The following is a 23138-nucleotide window of genomic DNA, read 5'->3' as shown; positions in this document are numbered from 1 at the left end:
GAATCTGTAAATTAAAATTTAGAATTTCAATGAATATTTTCTTACCTTTTTTAGCTTTAATAAAAAGACATTCAAATATGAAAAGTATTACGGTATTCTGTGGTTCAAGTTTCGGCACAGATAAAATCTATGAAGAGCAGGCATTTTTACTTGGACAAACGTTAGCAAAACAAAATATACAACTCATTTACGGCGGTTCGGAAACCGGTTTAATGGGAACGATAGCCAATGGAGCATTAAGTGAAAACGGAAAGGTAACGGGTATTCTTCCTCATTTTTTACAGGCTAAGGAAATTGCTCATAAAAGCCTTACTGAACTAGTTCTCGTGGAAACAATGCATGAAAGAAAAACGAAAATGAGTGAGCTTTGTGATGGCGTAATCGTGCTTCCCGGAGGATATGGAACACTGGAATAATTCTTCGAAATGATTACCTGGGCACAGCTTGGTCTTCATAAAAAACCTATTGCTATTCTGAATATTGACGGTTTCTACAATGACCTCATCAATTTGGTTGAAAATATGGTGAACAAAGGTTTTTTAAAGGCTGTAAATCGAGATATGCTTTTAGTAAGTGATAATATAGACGAGCTATTAGAAAAAATGAAAAACTATCAGGCTCCCACCGTTGGAAAATGGATTTCTAAGGAAGAAATATAATCTCTTCTTAATTAAATAAAAAACAAAACCCGTTCGAAAAACTCGAACGGGTTTATTATTAAGATTAAAAAATATTTTCTAAGGATAAGGAGCAATTTCCACTTCAAGCCCTTCCATGGCGTCTGCAATATGCAGCTGGCAGCCTAATCGGCTGTTATCTTTCACATGGAAAGCTTCAGCAAGCATAGCATCTTCTTCATCTCCCATTGGTTCCAGACCAGGATCATTGATTACATAAACCTGGCATGAAGCACACATCGCCATTCCGCCGCATACACCAATAGTACCTTCTTCAGCCAATTCATAGGAACGGATAATCTCCATTAAGTTCATGGACATATCCGTTGGAGCAATAACATCGTGGGTTACACCTTCTCTGTCGGTGATTTTAATATTAATATCTGACATAATTCTGCAAAATTAGTCAATTTTTTTCACAACAGCCTTCTCTGCTTCTTTACGGCTTCCGTCAAACCCATCTACTCCACTTACAGTAGTATATTTTAGTACGAATTTCTTACCAGGATTCAATCTGTTGTAAACACTTTGACACATTAAAGTTGCTTCGTGGAAACCACAAAGAATCAACTTCAGCTTTCCAGGATATGTGTTGATATCTCCGATTGCATAGATACCATCAATGTTAGTCTGATAATCCAGAGCATTGTTTACAACAATGGCATTCTTCTCGATATTCAGTCCCCAATTTCCGATCTCACCCAATTTTGGAGTTAATCCGAATAATGGAATAAAGTAATCTGTTTCAATTTCAAAAGCATCCTCACCATCTTTTTGTACAGTAATTGCTTCTACTTTTCCATCTCCTCTGATACCAGTTACTTCAGCAGGAGTAATCAACTTGATTTTTCCCTCGTTTTTCAGATCCTGAACTTTTTCTACAGAATCCAAAGCTCCTCTGAACTCATTTCTTCTGTGGATCAAAGTAACTTCGCTGGCTACATTAGAAAGGAAAATACTCCAGTCAAGGGCAGAATCTCCGCCTCCGGCAATCACTACTTTTTTATTTCTGAAGTGCTCAGGTTCTTTAACGAAATACTCCAACCCTTTCTCTTCATAATCAGCTACATTTTCGAACGTAGGTTTTCTAGGCTCAAAAGTTCCCAATCCACCTGCAATAGCAATCGCCTTACATCTGTGAACAGTTCCTTTGTTAGTAACCACTTCAAACCACTCATCATCTACTTTTGTGTAAGAAACGGCTGTTTCTCCCAATGTAAATCCAGGTTGAAACTGCTTGATCTGCTCCATCAAATTATCCACTAATTCTCCAGCGTTTACTGAAGGATACCCCGGAATATCAAAAATAGGTTTCTTCGGATAAAGTTCAGCCAATTGCCCTCCCGGTTGTGGAAGTGCGTCAATAATGTGGCACTTCATTTTTAAAAGACCTGCTTCAAAAACGGCAAAAAGCCCTGTAGGCCCTGCACCTATGATCAATATATCAGTGGTTATCATAATTTAAGATAATTTAATTATACATGTAACTGCAAATTTACTAATTTTAATGCGAAGCATATTTAATTGATTCTAAATAAAAACCTGAGATTTGTCAAATATCTATTATTTAAGATATTAAATTTGGCAATGTTTTTGTAAATGTCTTATCATGAAGAAAATTTTAAACCTTTTTGCAGTATTTATATTCTTTTTAGGCTCTGCCCAGATTGATAACATCGCAGACGGCGAATCCATCACCCTTAGAATCCACTATGGCTTCTTAAATGCCGGAACCGCCAATCTTACTACTAAAAAGACTACTTATAAAGGTGCTCCTCATCTTTATGTAAAAGGTACCGGGCAAACTACAGGTGCAGTAAAGGCTTTCTTCAAAGTAGAAGATCTCTATGAAAGTTTTATTGATAGCGCAAGCGGGTTACCTAGCTACTATGTTCGAAATGTACGTGAAGGAAGCTACCGTCAGCATTTTGAAACCGCTTTTAATCACGATAATAATACTTTAATTTTAACGGATAAGAAAACGCCGGCCAATGGCTCAAAGGTTATCAAATCTGTGAAAGGTGTTCAGGATATGCTTTCCTGTTTTTATTATCTGCGAAGCAAAAGCCCGGATGAATTAAAAGTAGGAACAGTAATCAATATGAATGTATGGATTGATGATGAAATGTTCCCTTTTCAGCTTAAAGTGACAGGAACTGAGAATTTAAAGACAAAATTCGGTACGATCAATTGTTTAAAAATTATTCCGTCTGTAAAAAGCGGAAGGGTTTTCAAAGAAAAAGAAGGGGTAACAATGTGGGTTTCCAATGATGCCAACCACCTGCCAATGCTTTTGAAAGCTGAATTAGCGGTAGGGTCTCTTAAAGCAAGTATTGATGATTACAAAAACGTAAAATATCCTTTAAAATTTACTAAGTAAACGTATACCAATTTTTTAAAGAATCAATGTCTGTAATTTTTACAGACATTTTTTATTTTGAATGTAATAGATTCCAAATACAGATTGTCTTACTAATAGAAGCAGCAATGAGGCTGCCATGTCAATACTTCGTTTGGATCCCTAGCGTACCCGAAGTATGGATATAAGAAACAGACACGTGTAAATTTTTCAATAAGATCAGTTTTTAATTACGTTTTGTTTCTTAGGTCAGTAATTAAAAACAAAAACCTCCGGAGCTCCGGAGGTTTATTTTTATAATGTCTTGAATTGTTCCAAGGTTCTTATATCATTTTCAAAGAACATTCTGATGTCGCTCATTTGGTAAAGAAGCATGGTAATTCTTTCAATACCCATTCCGAATGCATATCCTGAATATTTCTCAGAATCAATATTAACATTCTTCAATACCGCAGGATCTACCATACCACAACCCATGATTTCTAACCAACCTGTTCCTTTTGTGATTCTGTAATCAGTTTCAGAGTTTAATCCCCAATACACATCAATCTCAGCACTTGGCTCCGTGAACGGGAAATAAGAAGGTCTCATTCTGATTTTAGACTTTCCGAAAAGTTCAGTGGTAAAGAACTGAATCGTTTGCTTTAAATCCGCAAAACTTACATTCTCATCAATATATAATCCTTCAATCTGATGGAAGATACAGTGAGAACGTGAAGAAATGGCTTCATTTCTGAATACTCTTCCAGGAGATAAAATTCTGATAGGCGGCTGATTTTCTTCCATAAAACGAGTCTGTACAGAAGAAGTATGCGTTCTTAAAAGAATATCCGGATTCTGCTCAATAAAGAACGTATCCTGCATATCTCTTGCCGGGTGATATTCCGGAAGGTTCAATGCCGTGAAGTTATGCCAGTCATCTTCAATCTCAGGACCATCAGCAACAGCAAATCCAATGGATTTAAAGATGTCAATAATTCTGTTTTTAACCAGGTTGATCGGGTGTCTTGATCCCAGATCTAATGGAAATGCAGGTCTTGTAAGATCTTCTTTTTCTACTACAACAGAAGATGCAGAAGTACTTTTCAAGTCTTCCAGTTTCACAGCAACAGCCTGCTTCAAAGTATTGATCTTCTGTCCGAATTCTTTCTTCTGGTCGTTAGGAACTTCTTTAAATTTTTCAAAAAAATCATTCAGAACTCCTTTTTTACCGTTGTACTTGATACGGAAGTTTTCTATCTCTTCCTTAGAGGTAGCATTGAAGCCGTTTACTTCGATCAGTAGTTCTTCTATCTTTTCTATCATTATTTTACCCTTTCAAAATGTTTTGCAAAAATACGACTTTTAAGTTGAATAATAGGTCCGTCATAAAAAAATCTGCCTCTTTTTCGGGAGGCAGACTTCAATCACTTATTTCACTTAAATAAAAAAATTATTTCTTTTCTAAGGCTTTAACGTTGATCTGAAGAGTTACCTCATCTTTAATCACTCCGTTTTCAGCAGGAGCCTGGAACTTCACGCCAAACTCTTCTCTTTTGATATCCTTAGGCTCAGTAGCTACACTTACTTCTCCGTTTTTCACGGAAACATTAGCTTTAAACTGAACCGGCTTAGTAATTCCTTTAATGGTTAAATTACCATCCAAAAGAGTATTATAATCACCTTCTGTAACAGGAGTAACTTTTGTAATTTCATAAGAAGCCGTTGGGAATTTTTCTACTTCAAAGAAATCACCACTCTTAAGATGACCGTTTAATTTACCCATATCATCAGGACTGTCTTTCAAGTCTACAGAGGTCAGGGAATTCATATCAGCAACAAATTTACCGCTTTCCAGTTTTCCTTCCTTCACTGTTACATCACCGCTTTCAAACCTGATGGTTCCGAAGTGACTCGTATTCTCAGATTTAAATACTTTGTATCCTTTCCATTCAACCTTACTGTTTAGCGTATCCAAAGTGTACTGGTTACCATCCTTGGTTGTAGTCACTTCATTACCTTCACTGGTAAGCGGTTTATCTTTTTTACAAGAAACCATTACAGCAGCAACGAATAAAGCAGGAATAGCTAACGAAAACAGTTTTTTTCTCATTTTTGATTTATTTTTATTACTCCCGCTAATATAATAAAAAAAATTATGTTTTCATAAAAACCTTACATTTGTAATATGCTTTTAGAAATAAACAATTTATTCTTCTCCCACACCAAAGAAAAACCGTTGTTTCAAAACCTTAATTTAAGATTTGAGGCTAATAAAATCATTGCCCTGGCAGGAGAAAGTGGATGTGGAAAATCTACCCTTTTAAACCTGATATATGGCCTGCTTGATTGGGAAAGCGGAGATATCTTTTTTAATGGAGCCAAACTATTGGGTCCCAAGGGAAACCTTGTTCCCGGAGAAGCTGAAATGAAGTTTGTAGCACAGAATTTTGACCTTATGCCTTATGCCACTGTTGCTGAAAATGTGGGTAAATTTATTTCGAATATCAATTTAACCAAGAAAAGAGAAACCGTCATGGAACTTCTTGAAGTAGTAGGACTTCAGGAGTTTGCTGATGTACTTCCTAAATATTTAAGTGGCGGGCAGCAACAAAGGGTTGCTATTGCAAGAGCACTGTCCGTTTTACCTAAACTGCTTATCCTTGATGAACCTTTCAGTAATCTTGATTTTCCAAGAAAGATTGAGCTTAGAGAAAGACTTTTCCGATATGTAAAGGAACATCAGATCTCTCTGATTATTTCTACCCACGAACTCCAGGACATTATGCCATGGCTGGATCAGATTGTTATCCTTCAGAATGGAAGGTTAATTCAGAATGACAGTCCGGAAGAAACCTACAAAAATCCATACAATTCTTATGTTGCCAAATTATTTGGTGAAGTGAATATCTTCAGTGAATCTGAAGCAGCAGATTTCCGGCTTTCAAAATTTTTCTATTATCCAAAAGGAATAAAAGTTTCTGAAAATGGTCTTGAAGCCGAGGTTTTGGAAAGCAGATTTGCAGGAAATTACCATTGGAATAAAATTAAAGCAAAGAATAAGGAATTGGTAATGTACACTGATGAAAAACTACATGATTCTGTGAATATTTCATTTACTTAATCGAAGAGAATTGAGATCGCCAACGGGGAATATTCAAGCCTAAGCATTCCTAGATCCGCAAGCCCTTTCCATCTTCTAAAAAAGTATATAACTCATACATTTCCTTATATTTATCAACAAAAAAAATACAAACATAAGAATCTGTTATTAAACTTTTTCTTACATTTGTATTTCCACAGCATAAGGAAATTATTGGTTATTTCTCTTTCTGCCTTTTAGACGGACATTAGCAATCTTGCAATTAAGTCTATTGAAAGATTACTCTGTCCAATTTTTTCCTTTTTTTATGGCCTTTAGCCCATAGTAAAAGGCAATTGTATTATGCTTTCTTTACAAATTCTGATTTTAAAGCCATTGCTCCGAACCCATCAATTTTGCAGTCGATATTATGATCGCTTCCTGGTCTTAAGCGGATATTTTTCACTTTAGTTCCAGCTTTTACCGGTTTTGGTGCTCCTTTTACAGGAAGATCTTTTACAACCACTACAGAATCCCCATCCTGAAGCTCATTTCCGTTAGAGTCTAATATTTTTCCCTCGTTTGCTGCTTCAGAAGCTGCTTCTTCAGGATTCCATTCGTAGAAACACTGAGAACAAACCATCATGTTATCGCTCGGATAGGTAAACTCGGAGCTACATTTCGGACAAAGTACTGTATCACTCATATTTTAATTTTTTGCAAAGGTAGGGCTTTTTCAAGGTTAAAGTCAAGAGATAAAGGCCAGTATAGTAGACAATAAACACTTATTTGTTTTGCACCAACAAGTGAATTACTACACTTTAGATAAGGTAACTGTAAAGAAAATAAAGTATATTGATGAACCCTATACATTTTGTTCTTAAAGACATTTCATTTAAGCAAATATTTGAGTTCAACCACCCCTGAATGAAAAACTGTTGTAACTGAGTAAAAATATATAAATCTTCAGAAAAAACATTTACAGATTCAGTACTAAGATTTATTTCTATCATTTCATCTCAACCTTGTAAGTCTCAAACTCTCCAACTCAAACCTCAACTCTCAACTTTAATTCGTATTTTTGCAGATTCAAACAGCGAAGCAAACTTATGGAACTTATTCACAGAAACTTGGCAATCGGAATTCACGATGCCTTACAGGAGACATTTTTTGAGAAAAACAAATATGCCGATAAAGTTATTGAAAGACTTTTAAAAGCAAACAAAAAATGGGGAAGCCAGGACAGAGCCGTTGTTTCTGAGATTTTCTACAATATTATCCGTTGGAAAAAACGCCTTGAATATTATATGGGCGAAGGGGTAAAACCTAACAATATTTATAAACTTATCATTGCTTACCTTCTTTGGAGCAAGACCAATTATAAAAAGTTTGAAGAGTTTGACGGAATTAAAATTGCGGACATTCTTACCAAGCTTAAAAAGAATACAGTTCCAACCAAAGCTATTGAACATTCTATCCCAGACTGGTTGGCGGAAACGTTGGAAAAAGAATTGGGAGCTAAATGGGAAAGAGAAATGATTGCGTTGAATGAACAGGCTCCTACTGTTTTAAGAACAAATTCATTAAAGACAACAACAAAGGAACTTATTTCTGACCTTTCAGATGAAGGTGTTGCGTCTTTTCCTATTAAAAACTATCCAGATGCAGTACAACTGGAGGAGAAAAAGAATGTTTTCCTTACCACAGCATTTAAAGAAGGTTTGTTTGAAGTTCAGGACGCTTCTTCTCAGAAGATCGGATATTTCCTGGATGTAAAAGAGGGACAAAGAGTGGTAGATGCCTGTGCAGGTGCTGGAGGAAAAACACTTCACCTGGCAGCACTGATGGGAAATAAAGGTCAGATTATAGCTTTAGATATTTTCGAGTGGAAATTGACCGAGTTAAAGCGTCGTGCTAAAAGAGCCGGAGCTCACAATATTGAAACCCGTATGATCTCTGACAACAAAGTAATCAAACGCCTTCATGATAAAGCAGACAGATTATTGATTGACGCCCCATGTTCAGGTCTTGGAGTATTGAAAAGAAATCCGGACAGCAAATGGAAAATCGATCAGGACTTTATTGATAGAATCAAAAAAGAGCAACAGCAGATTCTTCAGGATTATTCTAAAATTCTTAAAAAAGGTGGAAAGATGGTATATGCAACATGTTCTATTCTACCTTCTGAAAATAACCTTCAGGTAGAAGAATTCCTTAAAAATAACCCTGGATTCAAAATGATTAAGGATGAAAAGGTAATGCCTAGCGAAGGATACGATGGATTCTATATGGCATTGATTGAAAGAGTTTCTTAATTGATTTTACCATTATAAATTAAAAACTACTCCACGGGGTAGTTTTTTTGTTTTTTTAGACAAATATGTAACATTTATATTCTGTTCTCTACTAACCCTATAGATTAACCGTTTTGATGCTGTAAGGATATTTATTAACATAAATTACCTACAGTAGATTATAATATGAATACAAGAACTGAACTTACCTTTTTACTTTACCTGTTTTCTATATAGTTTAATGGAAACCAGTATATCGGTTCTTATCATTGAAAACCATTCACAAAACGATTACTCATTTAAATAGCCGGCTGATAATGTTCGTTCCTCTTATTTTAAAGCAGGAAAATCATTTTAAAGCCTGAATAATATAGTTAGTAAGAAAATTTTATTTTCTTACTAGCAAGAGCGTATTACAAGCCTATAAAAACAAAACCTTCTTGCATGAGAATTGCAAGAAGGTAAAAACACAAATGATGAAAAAAAATTATTTCGAGCCACAAAGTAAGGGCTAAAGTTTGCATAATAAATTATCATATATTAAGAAATATGTCATTTTTATTTCGTATAGAGATTAGATTAACTTTAGCCTAACGAAAAAAATCAATCAAAAACATACAAATTCTTATGAATAGTTAATTTTTTTCTTTAAAATAAATTATTTAATTAAAAAATTAAACTTATACATATTTTTCATTGTTATTTATAAACATCCCTTTTACTTTTGTCTCATAAATAATAAAAATATGTGTGGAATTGTATGTTTATTCGATGCCAAGCAAAAAACTGAGATATTAAGGCCTCAGGTTTTGGAAATGTCAAAAAAGATCCGTCACAGAGGACCAGATTGGAGTGGGGTCTTTCAGGATGAGAAAGTAGTTTTCTCTCACGAAAGATTAGCCATTGTAGATCCAACATCCGGAAAGCAACCTTTATTTACTAAAGACGGGAAAGTAGTATTAGCTGTAAACGGTGAAATCTACAACCATAGAGAATTAAAAGAAGAATTTCCTGATTATGAATTTCAGACTCAATCTGATTGTGAGGTTATTCTGGCACTATACAGAAAATACGGAAAAGATTTTGTTGAAAAACTGAACGGTATTTTCGCATTTGCATTGTATGATACGGAACATGAAGTTTATCTGATTGCCCGCGATCATATGGGAATCTGCCCTCTTTATCAGGGATGGGATAAGAACGGAAACTATTATGTAGCTTCTGAACTAAAAGCATTGGAAGGTATATGCAAAAAGATTGAAACCTTCTTACCAGGACATTTGGTATATAGCAAAGACGGAGCTGAACTTCAGCAATGGTACACCAGAGAATGGGAAAGTTTTGACCATGTGAAAAAGAACGAAACCGATATTGACAAACTAAGAAAAGGGCTTGAAGACGCTGTTCACAGACAACTGATGAGTGATGTTCCTTATGGTGTATTGCTTTCAGGAGGACTAGATTCTTCTGTTATTTCTGCTATCACAGCCAAGTTTGCAAGACAAAGAATTGAAAGCGGAGACACTCAGGAAGCATGGTATCCAAGACTTCACAGTTTTGCAGTAGGACTTGTAGGGTCTCCTGATTTAGCTGCAGCACAAAAAGCAGCGGAACATATCGGATCTGTTCACCATGAAGTCAACTTTACAGTCCAGGAGGGATTGGATGCGATACGTGATGTAATTTATCATCTGGAAACTTATGATGTAACAACCATCAGAGCATCTACCCCGATGTATCTTTTAGCAAGGGTCATCAAATCAATGGGAATTAAAATGGTATTATCCGGAGAAGGTTCAGATGAACTATTTGGGGGATATCTGTACTTCCATAAAGCTCCTAATGCTAAAGAATTCCATGATGAAACAGTAAGAAAACTCGGAAAGCTTCATTTGTATGACTGTCTGAGAGCGAACAAAGCTTTAATGAGCTGGGGAATAGAAGGAAGAGTTCCTTTCCTTGACAAAGAATTTATGGATATTGCCATGACCCTCAACCCACAAGATAAAATGATACAGGTAGCTGAAGGGAAAATTGAAAAATGGGTACTAAGAAAAGCTTTTGAAGATATTCTTCCCGCCTCTATTGCATGGAGACAAAAAGAACAGTTTTCAGATGGTGTAGGATATTCATGGATTGATACTCTAAAAGAAGTTGCTGAAAAAGAGGTTACTGATGAGATGATGGTTAACGCAAGGTTCAGATTCCCGTTAAACACTCCACAAAATAAGGAGGAATATCGATACAGAACTATTTTTGAAGAACATTTCCCTAGTGAAACTGCTGCAGCAACTGTTCCATCAGTTCCGTCAGTAGCCTGCTCCACTCCTATCGCTCTGGAATGGGATGAAGCTTTCAAAAAGATGAATGATCCAAGCGGAAGAGCAGTGAAAGTGCACGAAACTTCTTATTAGAGTTTGAGAGTGGGAATGTTATAGAGTCAATGGTGATCTTTAAGGGTTAAAGTTATCGTGATACCAGATGAATTCACGATTCACTTGCGAAGCAAAATTCACTATTAAAATTTAATATTTAAATCATACACTTACACCCCTTCTTTGTAACTACTACCACAATAATTTATTAATCCTGTAGCAATACAGGATTATTTTTTGAATTAACAATAACAATATGGCACAATTTAACTGACAATCAAAAATAATATCTAATAAATAATTATATTTGGAAAACGAAAATATCAATTATAAAAAAATGAGAAGAAACCTTACTGTTTTGTTTGCCTTATTATCTATCAGTTTTGCTTTTGGACAGGGAAAATATGGCAAATATCTGAACTCAAAAAAGCTTGCTTTAGCATATAAAAGCGTGAAAGATGCTGATAAGGACGATTATTATCAACAGTTTTACTGGCTGGTAAAAGCTGAGCAGCTTAAAACCTATCCTCACCTTAAGGATATAAAGCCTGTAGTATTATATGAATTCGTAAAAAAAGTAAATCCTCAGAATCCAACAAAAAAACTGGATAAAAGAGATAAAGAGCTTAGAGCTACTGCAGAATTATCTTTAAATCAATACTTCAAGAACAAGAATTTTGAGAACAATTCTGTATTAATGTACAACCTTGAAACTTACGTTGACCCTTCAAAAGGACAATTCTATACAAAGGTTGATCCTGAAAAAATCAAAGAATTGGTTCCAAAAGAATTGTTTGCCTTCAATTCATACAACAGAAATTTAGGAGAAGAAAAAACCTACTATCTTTGGGTAGATAAGAAAAAAGATGATTTGAATATTGTAGATATTATTCCTAGTGAAAAAGATGACAAATCATTCTACACCAGATTAAGACAATATCTTCCAAGCTATAAGTTTTCAAAATATGTTCCGACTGTAAAAAAAGGAAACAAGACCGATAAAACAGATATAGAATATTATTATATCATGCCTTTTGAGCAGAATACCGATAATATTGAATACAAAACCAAGGATTTCAAAAATTTCACTTTAAGCCAGTATAGAAAAGCCGGTGATGAATGGAAAGGAGTAGAAAAGCCTAAAAAATAAATCAAAAAGTCCTGTGATATTTCGCAGGACTTTTTTAATTTTATATGGATTTCTTGATCTAAGAATCAAACTGCTTAAAGCAAGCACTTTCTTCAAATAAAATAAGCCTGGAAGTTTATTGAATATTCCAGCCTATACGAAATGACAGAAACAAGCCCTCAACAGGTATCCATAAAGAAAATTCTCCCATTGATTCTGGCCACTGCTATTTTCATGCAAATGCTGGATTCAACCATCCTGAATACTTCTTTACCCTCCATTGCAAAAGATCTTCACGAATCTCCGCTGAACATGCAAAATGCCATCATCAGTTATGTATTGACCTTAGCGGTTTTCATGCCTGCAAGTGGATTTTTGGCAGACCGCTTCGGAACTAAAAAAGTATTCATTTTCTCGTTGGTATTATTCAGTTTGGGTTCTTTGTTTTGTTCTTTATCCCAAAATCTCACTCATCTTGTTATTTCAAGGGTTATTCAGGGAGTCGGAGGAAGTCTGATGACTCCGGTTGGAAAGCTAGCGCTCATTAAAACCTTTGATAAGAGTGAATTACTTAAGGCAATGAACTTTGCAATTATCCCTGCACTTATCGGGCCTGTTCTTGGACCATTAGTAGGAGGTTACATGGTTGATTACCTGTCCTGGCACTGGATATTCCTCATCAATATTCCGATTGGTTTTTTAGGAATTATTTTAGGATTAAAATTTATGCCTGATTATAAATCTGATGATGTTGATTTTGACTTTAAAGGATTCTTAATCTTTGCAGCCGCCTCTCTCCTGCTTTCCATTTCATTAGAACTTTTTGGGAATATGCAGAATATTACCCCGGTCCTCATTGTATTTATCCTTGGATTCCTGTTTCTTTATTATTACTATAAACATGCAAAAAAAGAAGGGCATCCTATTTTTCCTCTCAACCTGTTTCAGGTCAGAACTTTCAGGGTGGGAATTGTAGGAAATCTGGCTACAAGACTAGGAATCAGTTCAGTTCCATTATTGCTTCCGCTTATGATTCAGATTGCTTATAAACAATCTGCTGTAACTTCAGGATGGATCATTGCTCCGATGGCGCTGACGGCTATATTCGGGAAATCATCTGTTATTAAAATTCTGGATAAATATGGTTACCGACAAACATTAATGGTCAATACTTTTATCATTGGAACCCTGATCTGTATGCTGGCTATTCCGAATATTCACACTTCGTTATATTGGTTTGTTCCTATTATTGCAGTATTGGGATTTTTCAACTCTATTCAGTTCACTTCTATGAATACAATTTCCATTGCTGATCTCCGGAATTTTCAGACCAGTAGTGGCAACTCTTTAATATCTGTTAATCAGCAGCTCGCCATCGGTTTCGGAATTGCCTTTGGATTGATTGTTTTAAAAATATTTGAAAACTCTGACCTCATCAAAGGGGAAACGCATAATGCTTTCCGGTATACTTTTCTTACTGTAGGAATATTAACAATTCTATCAGGTTTTGTGTTTAGAAGGTTACACATTTCGGATGGAAAGAATATGAAATCTAAGGAAGACTAATTAAGGTTTTATTAGCTTTATCAACCTTTTTACAATCTCCCTTTTTCCTACTATACGAACTTATCACAGGTCAATGCATTTGCTTTATAAGTATGGTATTTTTGTTTACATAAAATCAACAATATTATGACAACTAAAAAAGTAGAAATAGTAGTATCTCCAAGACCTGCACACTTTGTAGGTGACGGTTTTAGAGTTCATAATTTTATTCCTGGTGTACAAGGATTAGATATGAAAAGAATGGATCCGTTCATTATGCTTGATTATAATTCAAAATTTCATTTCAATGGTTCTGAAAGACCAAGAGGTGTAGGAGTTCATCCGCACAGAGGTTTTGAAACCGTAACCATAGCTTATAGCGGCAAAGTAGAACATCATGACAGTGCTGGAGGCGGTGGTATTATCGGAGAAGGTGATGTACAATGGATGACAGCTGCCAAAGGAGTTCTTCATAAAGAATATCACGAAACAGAATGGGCAAAAGAAGGTGGAATCTTTCAAATGGTTCAGCTTTGGGTAAACCTTCCGGCAAAAGATAAGATGAGTACCCCAAAATACCAAGCGATTGAAAACTCTAAGATGGAAAGAGTTGACCTTGCCGAAAATGGTTTTATAGAAGTGATTGCAGGAGAATATAACGGAAATAAAGGTCCAGCCTTCACCTTCACTCCTATTCACATGATGAATGCAAAGCTTAAGGCTGGTGGTAAAGCAGAATTTAATTTTCCTGCCCACTTTAATACAGCAGCTTTGGTGATTGAAGGAAGTATAACCATCAATGGAGAAGAACAGGTTAAAGCAGATCATTTTGCACTGTTTAAAAATGAGGGAGAAAACTTTACTATAGAGGCACAGGAAGATTCTATTGTTTTAATTATCAGTGGAGAGCCTATTAATGAACCCATCTTTCCTCACGGACCTTTTGTTATGAACACGAGAGAGGAAATTATGCAGGCTTTTGAGGATTTCAATACCGGAAAATTCGGTTACCTTGAAGAGTAAAAGGATAGAATTAAATTTTCCTTAATCTTAAATAAGTTCTTTTTTACTAACTTTATATATCATTATATCAGGTAAAAATTAAAGATTAATGGTATGCAGAGAGATAAACCTTATAGGTTGTATAAACTTATAAGGTTTGTTTTCTCAGCAAGATTTCTCATATATAAAAACAAAAGATATTGATCGCTTTAAACACGAAGCCCATTCATCAACCTTAATACAAAAATTATGAAACCAGAATTTGAAAACATACCCCTTGTAAAGACCGATAAAAGATTTGAAATAGAGCTTAACGGGCACTATGCTTTTATTGATTATCGTGAAACGTCTCACCAAATTTCATTGATACACACTGAGGCAGAACCTGAACTGGCAGGCACAGGTGCAGCTGCTGCCGTAGTGGAAAAGACGCTGAACTATATTGAAGAAAGCGGTAAAAAGCTCCTTCCGTTCTGTCCGTATGTTTTTGCCTTTATCAAAAAACATCCTGAATGGAAACGTATCGTAGATGAAAAATTTAACGGATACGATAAACTGTAAATCTTCATCAACATTTATTTAAACAAACATTAAAAGCATTACATCATTATGTCAAATATTGGACTTATTATCGAAGAAAAAGCCGCCGACATCGGAAACTTTCTGGTAGGAAGGCTGCTCCCATTTCGTGAAAAAAGAGCCGTAGGGCCATTTGTTTTTATTGACCACATGGGACCTTCTGAGCTAAAGGATTATCAAAATCTTGATGTTCCTCCCCATCCACATATCGGACTCTCTACGTTAACTTACTTGCTTGAAGGCTCTATTTTCCACAGAGACAGTATTGGAAGCGCCTTTGAAATTAAACCTGGAGCTGTTAACTGGATGACTGCTGGTAAAGGAGTAGTACATTCTGAAAGAACTCCGGAATATTTAAGACACAGCGATAAAAGACTTCACGGTTTCCAGATCTGGGTAGGTTTACCCAAACACCTTGAACAGTCTGAGCCTACTTTCCATCATATTGAAGCGGATGAAATTCCGGTTTGGGAAGAGGATGGAATTCAATATAAATTAATTGCGGGTGAAGCATTTGGAAAAACCTCTCCTGTTCCGGTACATAGTAAATTATTTTTCATCGAAATAAAAACCAAAGAGCCTAAGAAAATAAGTATAGGTAAAGATCTTTATGGGGAAGCGGCGATGTATGTTCTGGACGGAACAGTCACTACTGAAGGGAATACTTATGGTTCAAAGCAGCTGATGATTGCAAAGGATACTAAACTTTGTGAGTTTGATATGAGTGAAAATGGTACAGTATACCTTTTCGGAGGCGAACCTTTCGATGAAGAACGTTTTATTTTCTGGAATTTTGTGAACTCTGATAAAGAGATAATCGATCAGGCTAAAGTAAACTGGAACGATCAGAATCATGATGCATTTCCTTTGGTTCCAGGTGATGAGCAGGAATATGTTCCACTACCCAAGTCAATTTTAAACAGAAAGTAATTCCATTTCATAGAAAAGCCATGAAAATATTTGCATTTGCAGGGAGTACTTCATCTACTTCCATCAACAGAGAGCTGGTAAAGTTTGTTTTAAAAGATTTCCAGGAGGAAGAGATCAACCTTATTGACCTCAATGATTTCACTATGCCTGTTTTTTCCGTAGACCTCGAAAAGAAAGGTTTTCCGGATGAAGCGCACCAATTTTTAAAGAATATCGGGGAATGTGATGTCATTATTTGTTCCCTGGCAGAGCATAACAGATCGTACAGTGCTGCTTTCAAAAATGTTTTCGATTGGGCTTCAAGGATTAATGTAAAGGTATTTCAAAATAAGCCAATGCTTCTGATGAGTACTTCTCCCGGTGGTTATGGTGGCGGAAATGTGATGAATACGGCAAAAACATTCTTTCCACAGTTCGCTGCAGATATCAAAGATACTTTTTCACTGCCAAAGTTCTATGAGAATTTTGATCTTGAAAGTGGAATTATCAATCCTGATATGCTGAGCGAGCTAAAAACAAAAATTGAGAACTTTAAAAATAGCGTTAAGACCAATGACTAAGGGAAGACTGGAAGCATTCAGTGATGGTGTTTTAGCCATCATCATTACCATCATGGTTCTTGAGCTGAAAGTACCGGAAGGAAGCAGCTGGGCAAGTCTCAAACCTCTTCTCCCTAAATTTTTAGCATATATTTTCAGTTTTATCTATGTTGGAATTTACTGGAATAATCATCATCACTTATTTCAGACGGTAAAAAAAGTAAACGGAGGTATTCTTTGGGCCAATCTTCATTTGTTATTCTGGCTTTCCATGATGCCTATTGCTACAGAATGGATCGGAACTACCGGTTTTGCAGAAAACCCTGTAGCAACCTATGGTATCATACTTGTTCTATGTGCCATAGCCTATAGCATTCTGGAGAATGTTATTATCCGATGTGAAGGTGAAAATTCACCATTGAAAGAGGCCATACATTCAAAGTATAAAGAGAATATATCCATTATATTTTATATTCTGGGAATCGCTACTTCATTTTTTTATCCTTATATTGCCATAGGTTTTTATTACATTGTGGCTCTTATATGGCTGATTCCGGACAGAAGAATCGAAAAATCATTAAAAGACAATTAATATGGAAACACACGAATATCCCAACGGCGACATTACTGTCATCTGGCAGCCTCAGAAGTGTATCCACTCGGCTGTATGTGTAAAACTGCTTCCTCAGGTATACAATCCGAAAGAAAGACCTTGGATAAAAGCAACCAATGCAACCCCTGAAGAACTGAAAAAACAGATAGATCAATGCCCATCAGGAGCATTAAGTTATAAATTCAATACTGAAAAATAATGGCAGTAACGGTAAAAGCAAGTTTAGGAAAAACAAAATATTATACGCAGGTAACAGCCGGTGAAAATACAATCATTACTGATGAACCTTTAGATAAAGGTGGACAAAATAAAGGGTTCAATCCGATGGAAATTCTGGCTACTTCTTTAGCAAGCTGTACGGCAGCTACTTTAAGAATGTACATTGAAAGAAAAGAATGGGATGTAGAAAACATCAATGTAGAAGTGGAACTTGAAAATTATCCATTGACCAAAAGAGCGATCTTCAAAAGAGATATTACTTTTGAAGGGGTTTTGGATCCTGAACAAATGAAAAGACTTCACACGATTGCTGATGCATGTCCTGTACACAAAATATTAACCAACGATATAGAAATATTAACTAAATTCTCATAAAACATGATCGAAGTAAAACAAAACAACGACGAAAAACACGGAAGTTTTGAAGCTTTCATAGATGGAAGACGCGCAGGAATGATGACGTACACCTGGGCAGGAGAAGAAAGATTTATTATTGACCACACCGAGGTAGAAGAAGCCTACAACGGAAAAGGGGTAGGTAAGGAAATGCTTTTGGCTGCTGTAGATTTTGCAAGAAAAAACGGAAAAAAAATTATTCCGCTTTGCCCTTTTGCTAAAGCCAGTTTCCAAAAGAGCGAGGAGCTACAGGATGTTTTGGTGAATTAGTCAAAATTTCTACCCTTACAATACAAACCTTTCAGAGCTGATCTGGAAGGTTTTTTCATGAAGTGAACAAAGAATGAATCGATTTTCAATCGATCTGATGAAGCGAACTGTTATCATTAGTTTAGAAAAAACTGTACCAGATTTAAAACAGAATCGTGAAGTTACTTCCTGGAGTAATTATATAAAAATTGTCTCTAAACTAAATTCACGATTCACGATGGTTCTTTTTTATATATTTGCTAAAATTTAAAATCTAAGCATGAATTCAGGAACTGTTCTTTTGCTGTTTGTCTTTATCTACTTTATCGGCCTTTTGGTGATCTCTTATTTTACCAGCCGAAATTCTGACAACCAGTCTTTCTTTATCGGTAATAAAAAAAGTAAATGGTGGCTCGTTGCATTTGGGATGATAGGGACCAGCTTAAGTGGGGTTACTTTTATCTCAGTTCCGGGAACCGTCGGGAAAATGACCGGTTCCGAATATATTTATGGAGGTTTTGAATATTATATGATGGTAATCGGCTTTTTCATCGGGTATTTTATTGTTGCAGCCATCCTCCTGCCTCTGTATTATAAGATGAACCTTACTTCCATTTATACATATTTGGGAAAAAGATTCAATGTGGAAGCCCATAAGATCGGATCGATATTCTTTATTATATCAAGAGCCATTGGAGCTACTGCAAGATTGTATCTGGTAGTCAATGTATTGCAACTTTTCCTCCTTGAAGGATTAGGGGTTCCGTTTTGGGTTACTTCCATGGTTCTTTTACTGATGGTTCTACTCTATACTTTTGAAGGTGGTGTAAAAACCATTGTCATTACAGATACTTTACAGACCTCTTTCATGATTATCAGTTTGGTAGCTTGTATTGTTTATATTTTATCTAACCTGAACCTGTCTTTTGGTGAAGCCTATACAATTTTAGAACAGAAAAATTACACTCACTTTATCAATTTTGATCCTAATTCCAAGACATTTTTCCTTAAAACCATCCTGGGTGGAATTTTCATCACCATTGCCATGACCGGTTTGGATCAGGAGATGATGCAGAAAAATATCTCTGTAGACAATCTTAAAAACTCAAAGAAGAACATGTTAACTTTCGCAGGAACTCTTCTGTTTGTTAATCTTGCATTTTTATTTTTGGGTGGTCTTCTCTACCTTTTTGCGTTACAACATGGAGCAGAATATGGAACTACCGGAACAGATCCTGTGAGCAATATTTTCGGTTTCAAAGATACTGCAGGAAACATCAAAAATATTATGGGAGATGACCTGTTCCCAGCGTTATCTCTTAACGGATATTTCCCAATGGCTATTTCTGTGATTTTCATTATTGGATTAATTTCAGCTTTATTCCCTTCTGCGGATGGGGCATTAACTGCAGTAACAAGTTCGTATTGTGTAGATTTATTAAACCTTAATGAAGATAAAACCAAAACTGAAAAAGAGAAAAAAAGCCTTCGTATGAAAGTGCATTTGACATTCACCGTCCTATTTTTCATATTAATTATGGTGTTCAAAGCGTTGAATGACAAATCTATCGTATATCTGATTATGGAAATTGCAGGATATACTTACGGACCGTTACTGGGACTTTTTGCTTTTGGAATTTTTACGAAATTTCAGATTTCAAAAAAGTATTCGATTCTTACCGTAACGATTCTGGCTCCTATCATCACTTATTTAATCAATTTCGCAGTCACCACTTATACAGACTACAGAATTGGTGTAGAACTTATCGTTCTTAATGGGCTGCTAACATTTATCGGCTTATGGATGGTAAAAAACAAGCAACATTTGAGAGTTGTTTAATCAAAAGTAACCACAAATTATAAGTAATGAAATTATTTGTTTTTCTGGCTTTTAGTCTGTTTGCCGGTACATTTGTAAAAGCTCAGAGTGCTGTTGATTTTGCCAATCTTACAAAGTACAAAGATGAAAATACAAGCATTTTAAGTTCAAAGAAGAAAGTGGACGTTGTCTTTATGGGCAATTCTATTACAGAAGGCTGGGTAAAGAGTCATCCTGAATTTTTCTCTGAAAACAATTATACAGGCAGAGGAATCAGCGGACAAACTACTTCACAGATGCTGCTGCGTTTTCAGAATGATGTTGTTGCTTTAAAACCAAAACTGGTGATCATTAATGCAGGAACCAATGATATTGCACAGAATACAGGCATTTATGATCCCGATTTCACTTTTAATAATATCAAAGCTATGGCTGATATTGCTCAAAATAACGCAATTAAAGTAATCATTACCTCCATATTGCCCGCAGCAGAGTTCCCATGGCGTAAAGAAATAACGGATGTTCCTCAAAAAGTAGACGCCTTGAATCACAGATTAAAGCAGTATGCAAGCAGCAAAAAACTCATTTTTGTAGATTATAATTCTGCAATGCGGGATGCACAGGGCGGGATGCGTGAAGGACTCTCAAAGGATGGCATCCATCCGGTTCCTGCAGGATATACAATCATGGAACCAATGATTAAAAATGCAATCCATAAAGCATTAGGAAAAAAATAAAAATTCAAAAAATATATTCTATTAACTATGAAAAAAATTATTTCACTTTTCATCTTTGTATTAACTTTCGGATCTGTAGCAGCTCAGGAGAATTTTGAAGTGTCTACTTTAAGAATTGGGCCTTACAAAATCTTTATGGAAAAAAGTGAAGCAGAAAAAATATCAGGAGCTAAAATTAAAATTTCTGATGGACAACAAAAGAATACTGTAAAATACAACGGAGAGGCTATTAATATTGAAGTCTTCCAGGGTTATGGTGGAGAAGCCAAACCTGATGCAGTTACCATTGCCGGAATGACAACTACCAGTAAAAAATTCAGAACCAAAAGCGGAATGGGTGTCGGAAGCACCAGAGATGAGCTTATCAATACATATAAAAACTATCCTATATTCAGTGTTCGACCGGAGGTAGATGATCATGGCAAACGTATTAAAGATGCAGGATACTTTAATATTGAAGACTATGATGCCGGAACCCAGTTAACATTTAAATTTGTTAATAATATTGTTACAGAAATTACAGTTTACATCAACGAAGGCTGTTAAAAGCTTAAAAATATTCAAATCAATCAAAATCCGGGTTTTCATATCCGGATTTTTGCATTTCCATAAGCCGGTAAAAAATTGTAAATTCGCGTGCAAATAAATCAGATATAATGAGTAAAAGTATCGAAGAGTTAAAATCTCTTACTACACAGATCAGAAGAGACATTTTAAGAATGGTTCACGCTGTAAATTCAGGACACCCTGGAGGAAGCTTAGGCTGTACAGAGTTCTTTACAGCACTTTACGGAAAGGTGATGAACTATCATCTTCCTTTTACGATGGAAGGTAAAAATGAAGATCATTTTTATTTATCTAACGGACACATTTCTCCTGTATACTACTCTACTTTGGCAAGATTCAACTTCTTCCCGGTAGAAGAATTAAAGACTTTCAGAAAACTTGATTCAAGATTACAGGGGCACCCTACTACTCACGAAGGTCTTCCAGGAATCAGAATTGCTTCAGGTTCTTTAGGACAAGGTCTTTCTGTAGCGTTAGGAGCTGCCTTAGGTAAAAAAATGGATGGAGACCAATCTCTTGTTTACACTCTTCACGGGGATGGTGAACTTCAGGAAGGTCAGATCTGGGAAGCACTGATGTTTGCTGCTGCTAAAAAAGTAGATAACATTATTTCTACTATCGACTACAACGGACGTCAGATTGACGGTGATACAGATGATGTATTAAGCCTTGGAAATCTTCATGCTAAACTTGAAGCTTTCGGATGGATCGTTTTAGAAGAAAAGAACGGTAATGATCTTGAAGCTGTCATCGGTATTCTTGAAAGAGCAAAAGCTGAAACTGGAAAAGGAAAACCTGTAGCGATCATGCTTCATACAGAAATGGGTTCTGGAGTAGATTACATGATGGGATCTCACTCTTGGCATGGTAAAGCTCCTAATGATGAGCAATTGGAAACGGCATTCAAACAATTGTATTTAGAAGCTCCTGCTGACTACTAACATCTAACCATCAGTTAAACTCTCGATTAATAAAAATAAAAATGAAATATACATATACAGAAAAAAAGGACACACGTTCAGGATTCGGAGCCGGATTAGCTGAGCTTGCTGACAAAAACCCTAATGTAGTAGCACTTTGTGCAGACCTTATCGGATCTTTGAAAATGGAGAAGTTCATTGAGAAAGCTCCTGAAAGATTTATTCAGGTAGGTATTGCAGAAGCTAACATGATGGGAATTGCTGCGGGTCTTAGCATCACAGGAAAAATTCCTTTCACAGGAACGTTTGCAAATTTCTCTACTTCAAGAGTATATGACCAAATTCGTCAATCTATTGCTTACTCCGGGAAAAATGTAAAAATCTGTGCATCTCACGCAGGTCTTACGTTAGGAGAAGATGGAGCTACTCACCAGGTATTGGAAGATATCGGGATGATGAAAATGCTTCCGGGAATGACTGTAATCAACCCATGTGACTACAACCAGACAAAAGCAGCTACTCTTGCTATTGCTGATTTTGAAGGTCCTGTATATTTAAGATTTGGTAGACCTACTGTTCCTGTATTCATCCCTGAAGATATGCCTTTCGAAATCGGAAAAGGAATCATGCTTCAGGAAGGTACTGATGTAACGATTGTTGCAACAGGACACCTTGTATGGGAATCTCTTGTAGCTGCTGACGAACTTGAAAAAGAAGGTATTTCTTGTGAGGTAATCAATATCCACACAATTAAGCCTCTTGACGAAGAAATCATCCTAAAATCTGTTGAAAAAACAGGTAAGATTGTAACTGCTGAAGAGCATAACTATCTTGGTGGTTTAGGTGAATCTGTTGCGGGAATGCTTGCAAGAAAAAGACCTACAAGACAGGAATTTGTTGCGGTAAACGATACTTTCGGAGAATCTGCAACACCTGCTGAATTAATGAAGAAGTATAAGATTGATGCTGCAGCAGTGAAAGAAGCTGTAAAAAGAATTTTAGCTAACTAATCATTAGCATTTACTATAATAACTGCGGGCTGTTTCTTCGAAACAGCCCGCAGTCTTTTATTGAATCGTGATTCAATGTTGGAGTTTTGTACAATGTTTTAACCACCCCGTCAAAAGT

General features: G+C 35.9%; 24 protein-coding genes and 1 pseudogene. 20 read left to right on the top strand and 5 right to left on the bottom strand.

What is annotated here, in order from left to right:
- Positions 1 to 77 precede the first annotated feature (77 nt).
- Positions 78 to 659: pseudogene (locus NBX25_RS03735) on the top strand (LOG family protein).
- 78 nt (positions 660 to 737) lie between these two features.
- On the opposite strand, the gene NBX25_RS03730 reads toward NBX25_RS03735, so the two are convergent.
- Together NBX25_RS03730 and NBX25_RS03725 are read right to left on the bottom strand one after the other, a co-directional pair.
- Positions 738 to 1067 (bottom strand): 2Fe-2S iron-sulfur cluster-binding family protein, encoded by a 330-nt coding sequence (locus NBX25_RS03730; protein ID WP_045493683.1) that lies wholly within the window; start codon positions 1065 to 1067, stop codon positions 738 to 740.
- Between the two features lie 12 nt (positions 1068 to 1079).
- Complete coding sequence (locus tag NBX25_RS03725; RefSeq protein WP_123908798.1) at positions 1080 to 2135, bottom strand: NAD(P)/FAD-dependent oxidoreductase; 1056 nt, start codon at positions 2133 to 2135, stop codon at positions 1080 to 1082.
- A gap of 151 nt (positions 2136 to 2286) precedes the next feature.
- Between NBX25_RS03725 and NBX25_RS03720 the strand changes: the two genes are divergently transcribed.
- The gene (locus NBX25_RS03720) at positions 2287 to 3057 is read left to right on the top strand and encodes a DUF3108 domain-containing protein (RefSeq protein ID WP_123859239.1); all 771 of its coding nucleotides are present in this window, start codon (positions 2287 to 2289) and stop codon (positions 3055 to 3057) included.
- A gap of 273 nt (positions 3058 to 3330) precedes the next feature.
- Here the strand turns inward: NBX25_RS03720 and pheS are convergent, their stop codons facing one another.
- The gene (gene pheS, locus NBX25_RS03715; protein WP_123859238.1) at positions 3331 to 4341 is read right to left on the bottom strand and encodes a phenylalanine--tRNA ligase subunit alpha; all 1011 of its coding nucleotides are present in this window, start codon (positions 4339 to 4341) and stop codon (positions 3331 to 3333) included.
- A 127-nt stretch (positions 4342 to 4468) separates the two neighbouring features.
- The gene (locus NBX25_RS03710) at positions 4469 to 5128 is read right to left on the bottom strand and encodes a YceI family protein (protein WP_123908799.1); all 660 of its coding nucleotides are present in this window, start codon (positions 5126 to 5128) and stop codon (positions 4469 to 4471) included.
- A 75-nt stretch (positions 5129 to 5203) separates the two neighbouring features.
- Between NBX25_RS03710 and NBX25_RS03705 the strand changes: the two genes are divergently transcribed.
- Positions 5204 to 6139: a sulfate/molybdate ABC transporter ATP-binding protein gene (locus tag NBX25_RS03705; RefSeq protein WP_250252892.1), complete on the top strand. Its 936-nt coding sequence runs from the start codon at positions 5204 to 5206 to the stop codon at positions 6137 to 6139.
- Between the two features lie 319 nt (positions 6140 to 6458).
- Here NBX25_RS03705 and NBX25_RS03700 read toward each other — a convergent pair whose 3' ends face one another.
- A complete protein-coding gene (locus NBX25_RS03700; protein ID WP_027373877.1) occupies positions 6459 to 6803 on the bottom strand; it encodes a zinc ribbon domain-containing protein YjdM in 345 nt (114 codons plus the stop codon).
- A 403-nt stretch (positions 6804 to 7206) separates the two neighbouring features.
- Between NBX25_RS03700 and NBX25_RS03695 the strand changes: the two genes are divergently transcribed.
- The 17 genes from NBX25_RS03695 (at position 7207) to NBX25_RS03615 (ending at position 23020) form a co-directional block, all read left to right on the top strand.
- Complete coding sequence (locus NBX25_RS03695; protein ID WP_123908801.1) at positions 7207 to 8412, top strand: RsmB/NOP family class I SAM-dependent RNA methyltransferase; 1206 nt, start codon at positions 7207 to 7209, stop codon at positions 8410 to 8412.
- A gap of 725 nt (positions 8413 to 9137) precedes the next feature.
- Complete coding sequence (gene asnB, locus NBX25_RS03690) at positions 9138 to 10805, top strand: asparagine synthase B (RefSeq protein WP_250252891.1); 1668 nt, start codon at positions 9138 to 9140, stop codon at positions 10803 to 10805.
- Between the two features lie 298 nt (positions 10806 to 11103).
- Entirely contained in the window at positions 11104 to 11916 is an 813-nt protein-coding gene (locus tag NBX25_RS03685; RefSeq protein ID WP_123911774.1) for a hypothetical protein, read from the top strand.
- A 141-nt stretch (positions 11917 to 12057) separates the two neighbouring features.
- Positions 12058 to 13461 (top strand): MFS transporter, encoded by a 1404-nt coding sequence (locus tag NBX25_RS03680; protein ID WP_123908803.1) that lies wholly within the window; start codon positions 12058 to 12060, stop codon positions 13459 to 13461.
- 126 nt (positions 13462 to 13587) lie between these two features.
- Complete coding sequence (locus NBX25_RS03675) at positions 13588 to 14463, top strand: pirin family protein (RefSeq protein ID WP_123859231.1); 876 nt, start codon at positions 13588 to 13590, stop codon at positions 14461 to 14463.
- A gap of 228 nt (positions 14464 to 14691) precedes the next feature.
- Positions 14692 to 15003 carry a GNAT family N-acetyltransferase gene (locus NBX25_RS03670; RefSeq protein ID WP_123859230.1) on the top strand — a complete coding sequence of 104 codons (312 nt, stop codon included), beginning with the start codon at positions 14692 to 14694 and terminating at the stop codon, positions 15001 to 15003.
- A gap of 48 nt (positions 15004 to 15051) precedes the next feature.
- Positions 15052 to 15951: a pirin family protein gene (locus NBX25_RS03665; RefSeq protein ID WP_123859229.1), complete on the top strand. Its 900-nt coding sequence runs from the start codon at positions 15052 to 15054 to the stop codon at positions 15949 to 15951.
- Between the two features lie 20 nt (positions 15952 to 15971).
- Positions 15972 to 16511: an NADPH-dependent FMN reductase gene (locus NBX25_RS03660; RefSeq protein ID WP_250252890.1), complete on the top strand. Its 540-nt coding sequence runs from the start codon at positions 15972 to 15974 to the stop codon at positions 16509 to 16511.
- On the top strand, positions 16504 to 17082 hold the full coding sequence (locus NBX25_RS03655; RefSeq protein ID WP_123859227.1) for a TMEM175 family protein: 579 nt from the start codon (positions 16504 to 16506) through the stop codon (positions 17080 to 17082). Before NBX25_RS03660 ends, NBX25_RS03655 begins: the two co-directional genes overlap by 8 nt.
- A 1-nt stretch (position 17083) precedes the next feature.
- A complete protein-coding gene (locus NBX25_RS03650; protein ID WP_123908808.1) occupies positions 17084 to 17302 on the top strand; it encodes a (4Fe-4S)-binding protein in 219 nt (72 codons plus the stop codon).
- Complete coding sequence (locus NBX25_RS03645) at positions 17302 to 17697, top strand: OsmC family protein (protein WP_123908809.1); 396 nt, start codon at positions 17302 to 17304, stop codon at positions 17695 to 17697. The genes NBX25_RS03650 and NBX25_RS03645 overlap by 1 nt, the downstream gene beginning before the upstream one ends.
- Positions 17698 to 17700: 3 nt before the next feature.
- Entirely contained in the window at positions 17701 to 17988 is a 288-nt protein-coding gene (locus tag NBX25_RS03640; protein ID WP_002984420.1) for a GNAT family N-acetyltransferase, read from the top strand.
- A 259-nt stretch (positions 17989 to 18247) separates the two neighbouring features.
- Positions 18248 to 19807, top strand: coding sequence for a sodium:solute symporter (locus tag NBX25_RS03635; protein ID WP_123908810.1), 1560 nt, complete (start codon positions 18248 to 18250; stop codon positions 19805 to 19807).
- 26 nt (positions 19808 to 19833) lie between these two features.
- Entirely contained in the window at positions 19834 to 20523 is a 690-nt protein-coding gene (locus tag NBX25_RS03630; protein ID WP_250252889.1) for an SGNH/GDSL hydrolase family protein, read from the top strand.
- A gap of 27 nt (positions 20524 to 20550) precedes the next feature.
- A complete protein-coding gene (locus NBX25_RS03625) occupies positions 20551 to 21069 on the top strand; it encodes a hypothetical protein (protein WP_123908812.1) in 519 nt (172 codons plus the stop codon).
- Between the two features lie 107 nt (positions 21070 to 21176).
- Positions 21177 to 22031, top strand: coding sequence for a transketolase (locus NBX25_RS03620; RefSeq protein WP_284346212.1), 855 nt, complete (start codon positions 21177 to 21179; stop codon positions 22029 to 22031).
- A gap of 41 nt (positions 22032 to 22072) precedes the next feature.
- Positions 22073 to 23020 (top strand): transketolase family protein, encoded by a 948-nt coding sequence (locus NBX25_RS03615; protein ID WP_115972839.1) that lies wholly within the window; start codon positions 22073 to 22075, stop codon positions 23018 to 23020.
- Positions 23021 to 23138: the final 118 nt, after the last annotated feature.

Origin of the sequence: Chryseobacterium sp. Marseille-Q3244 (genome assembly GCF_940807095.1) — a bacterium.
Taxonomy (GTDB): domain Bacteria; phylum Bacteroidota; class Bacteroidia; order Flavobacteriales; family Weeksellaceae; genus Chryseobacterium.
Note: the sequence above shows the minus strand (reverse complement) of the source record. Positions and strands in the feature narration are given on the sequence as shown.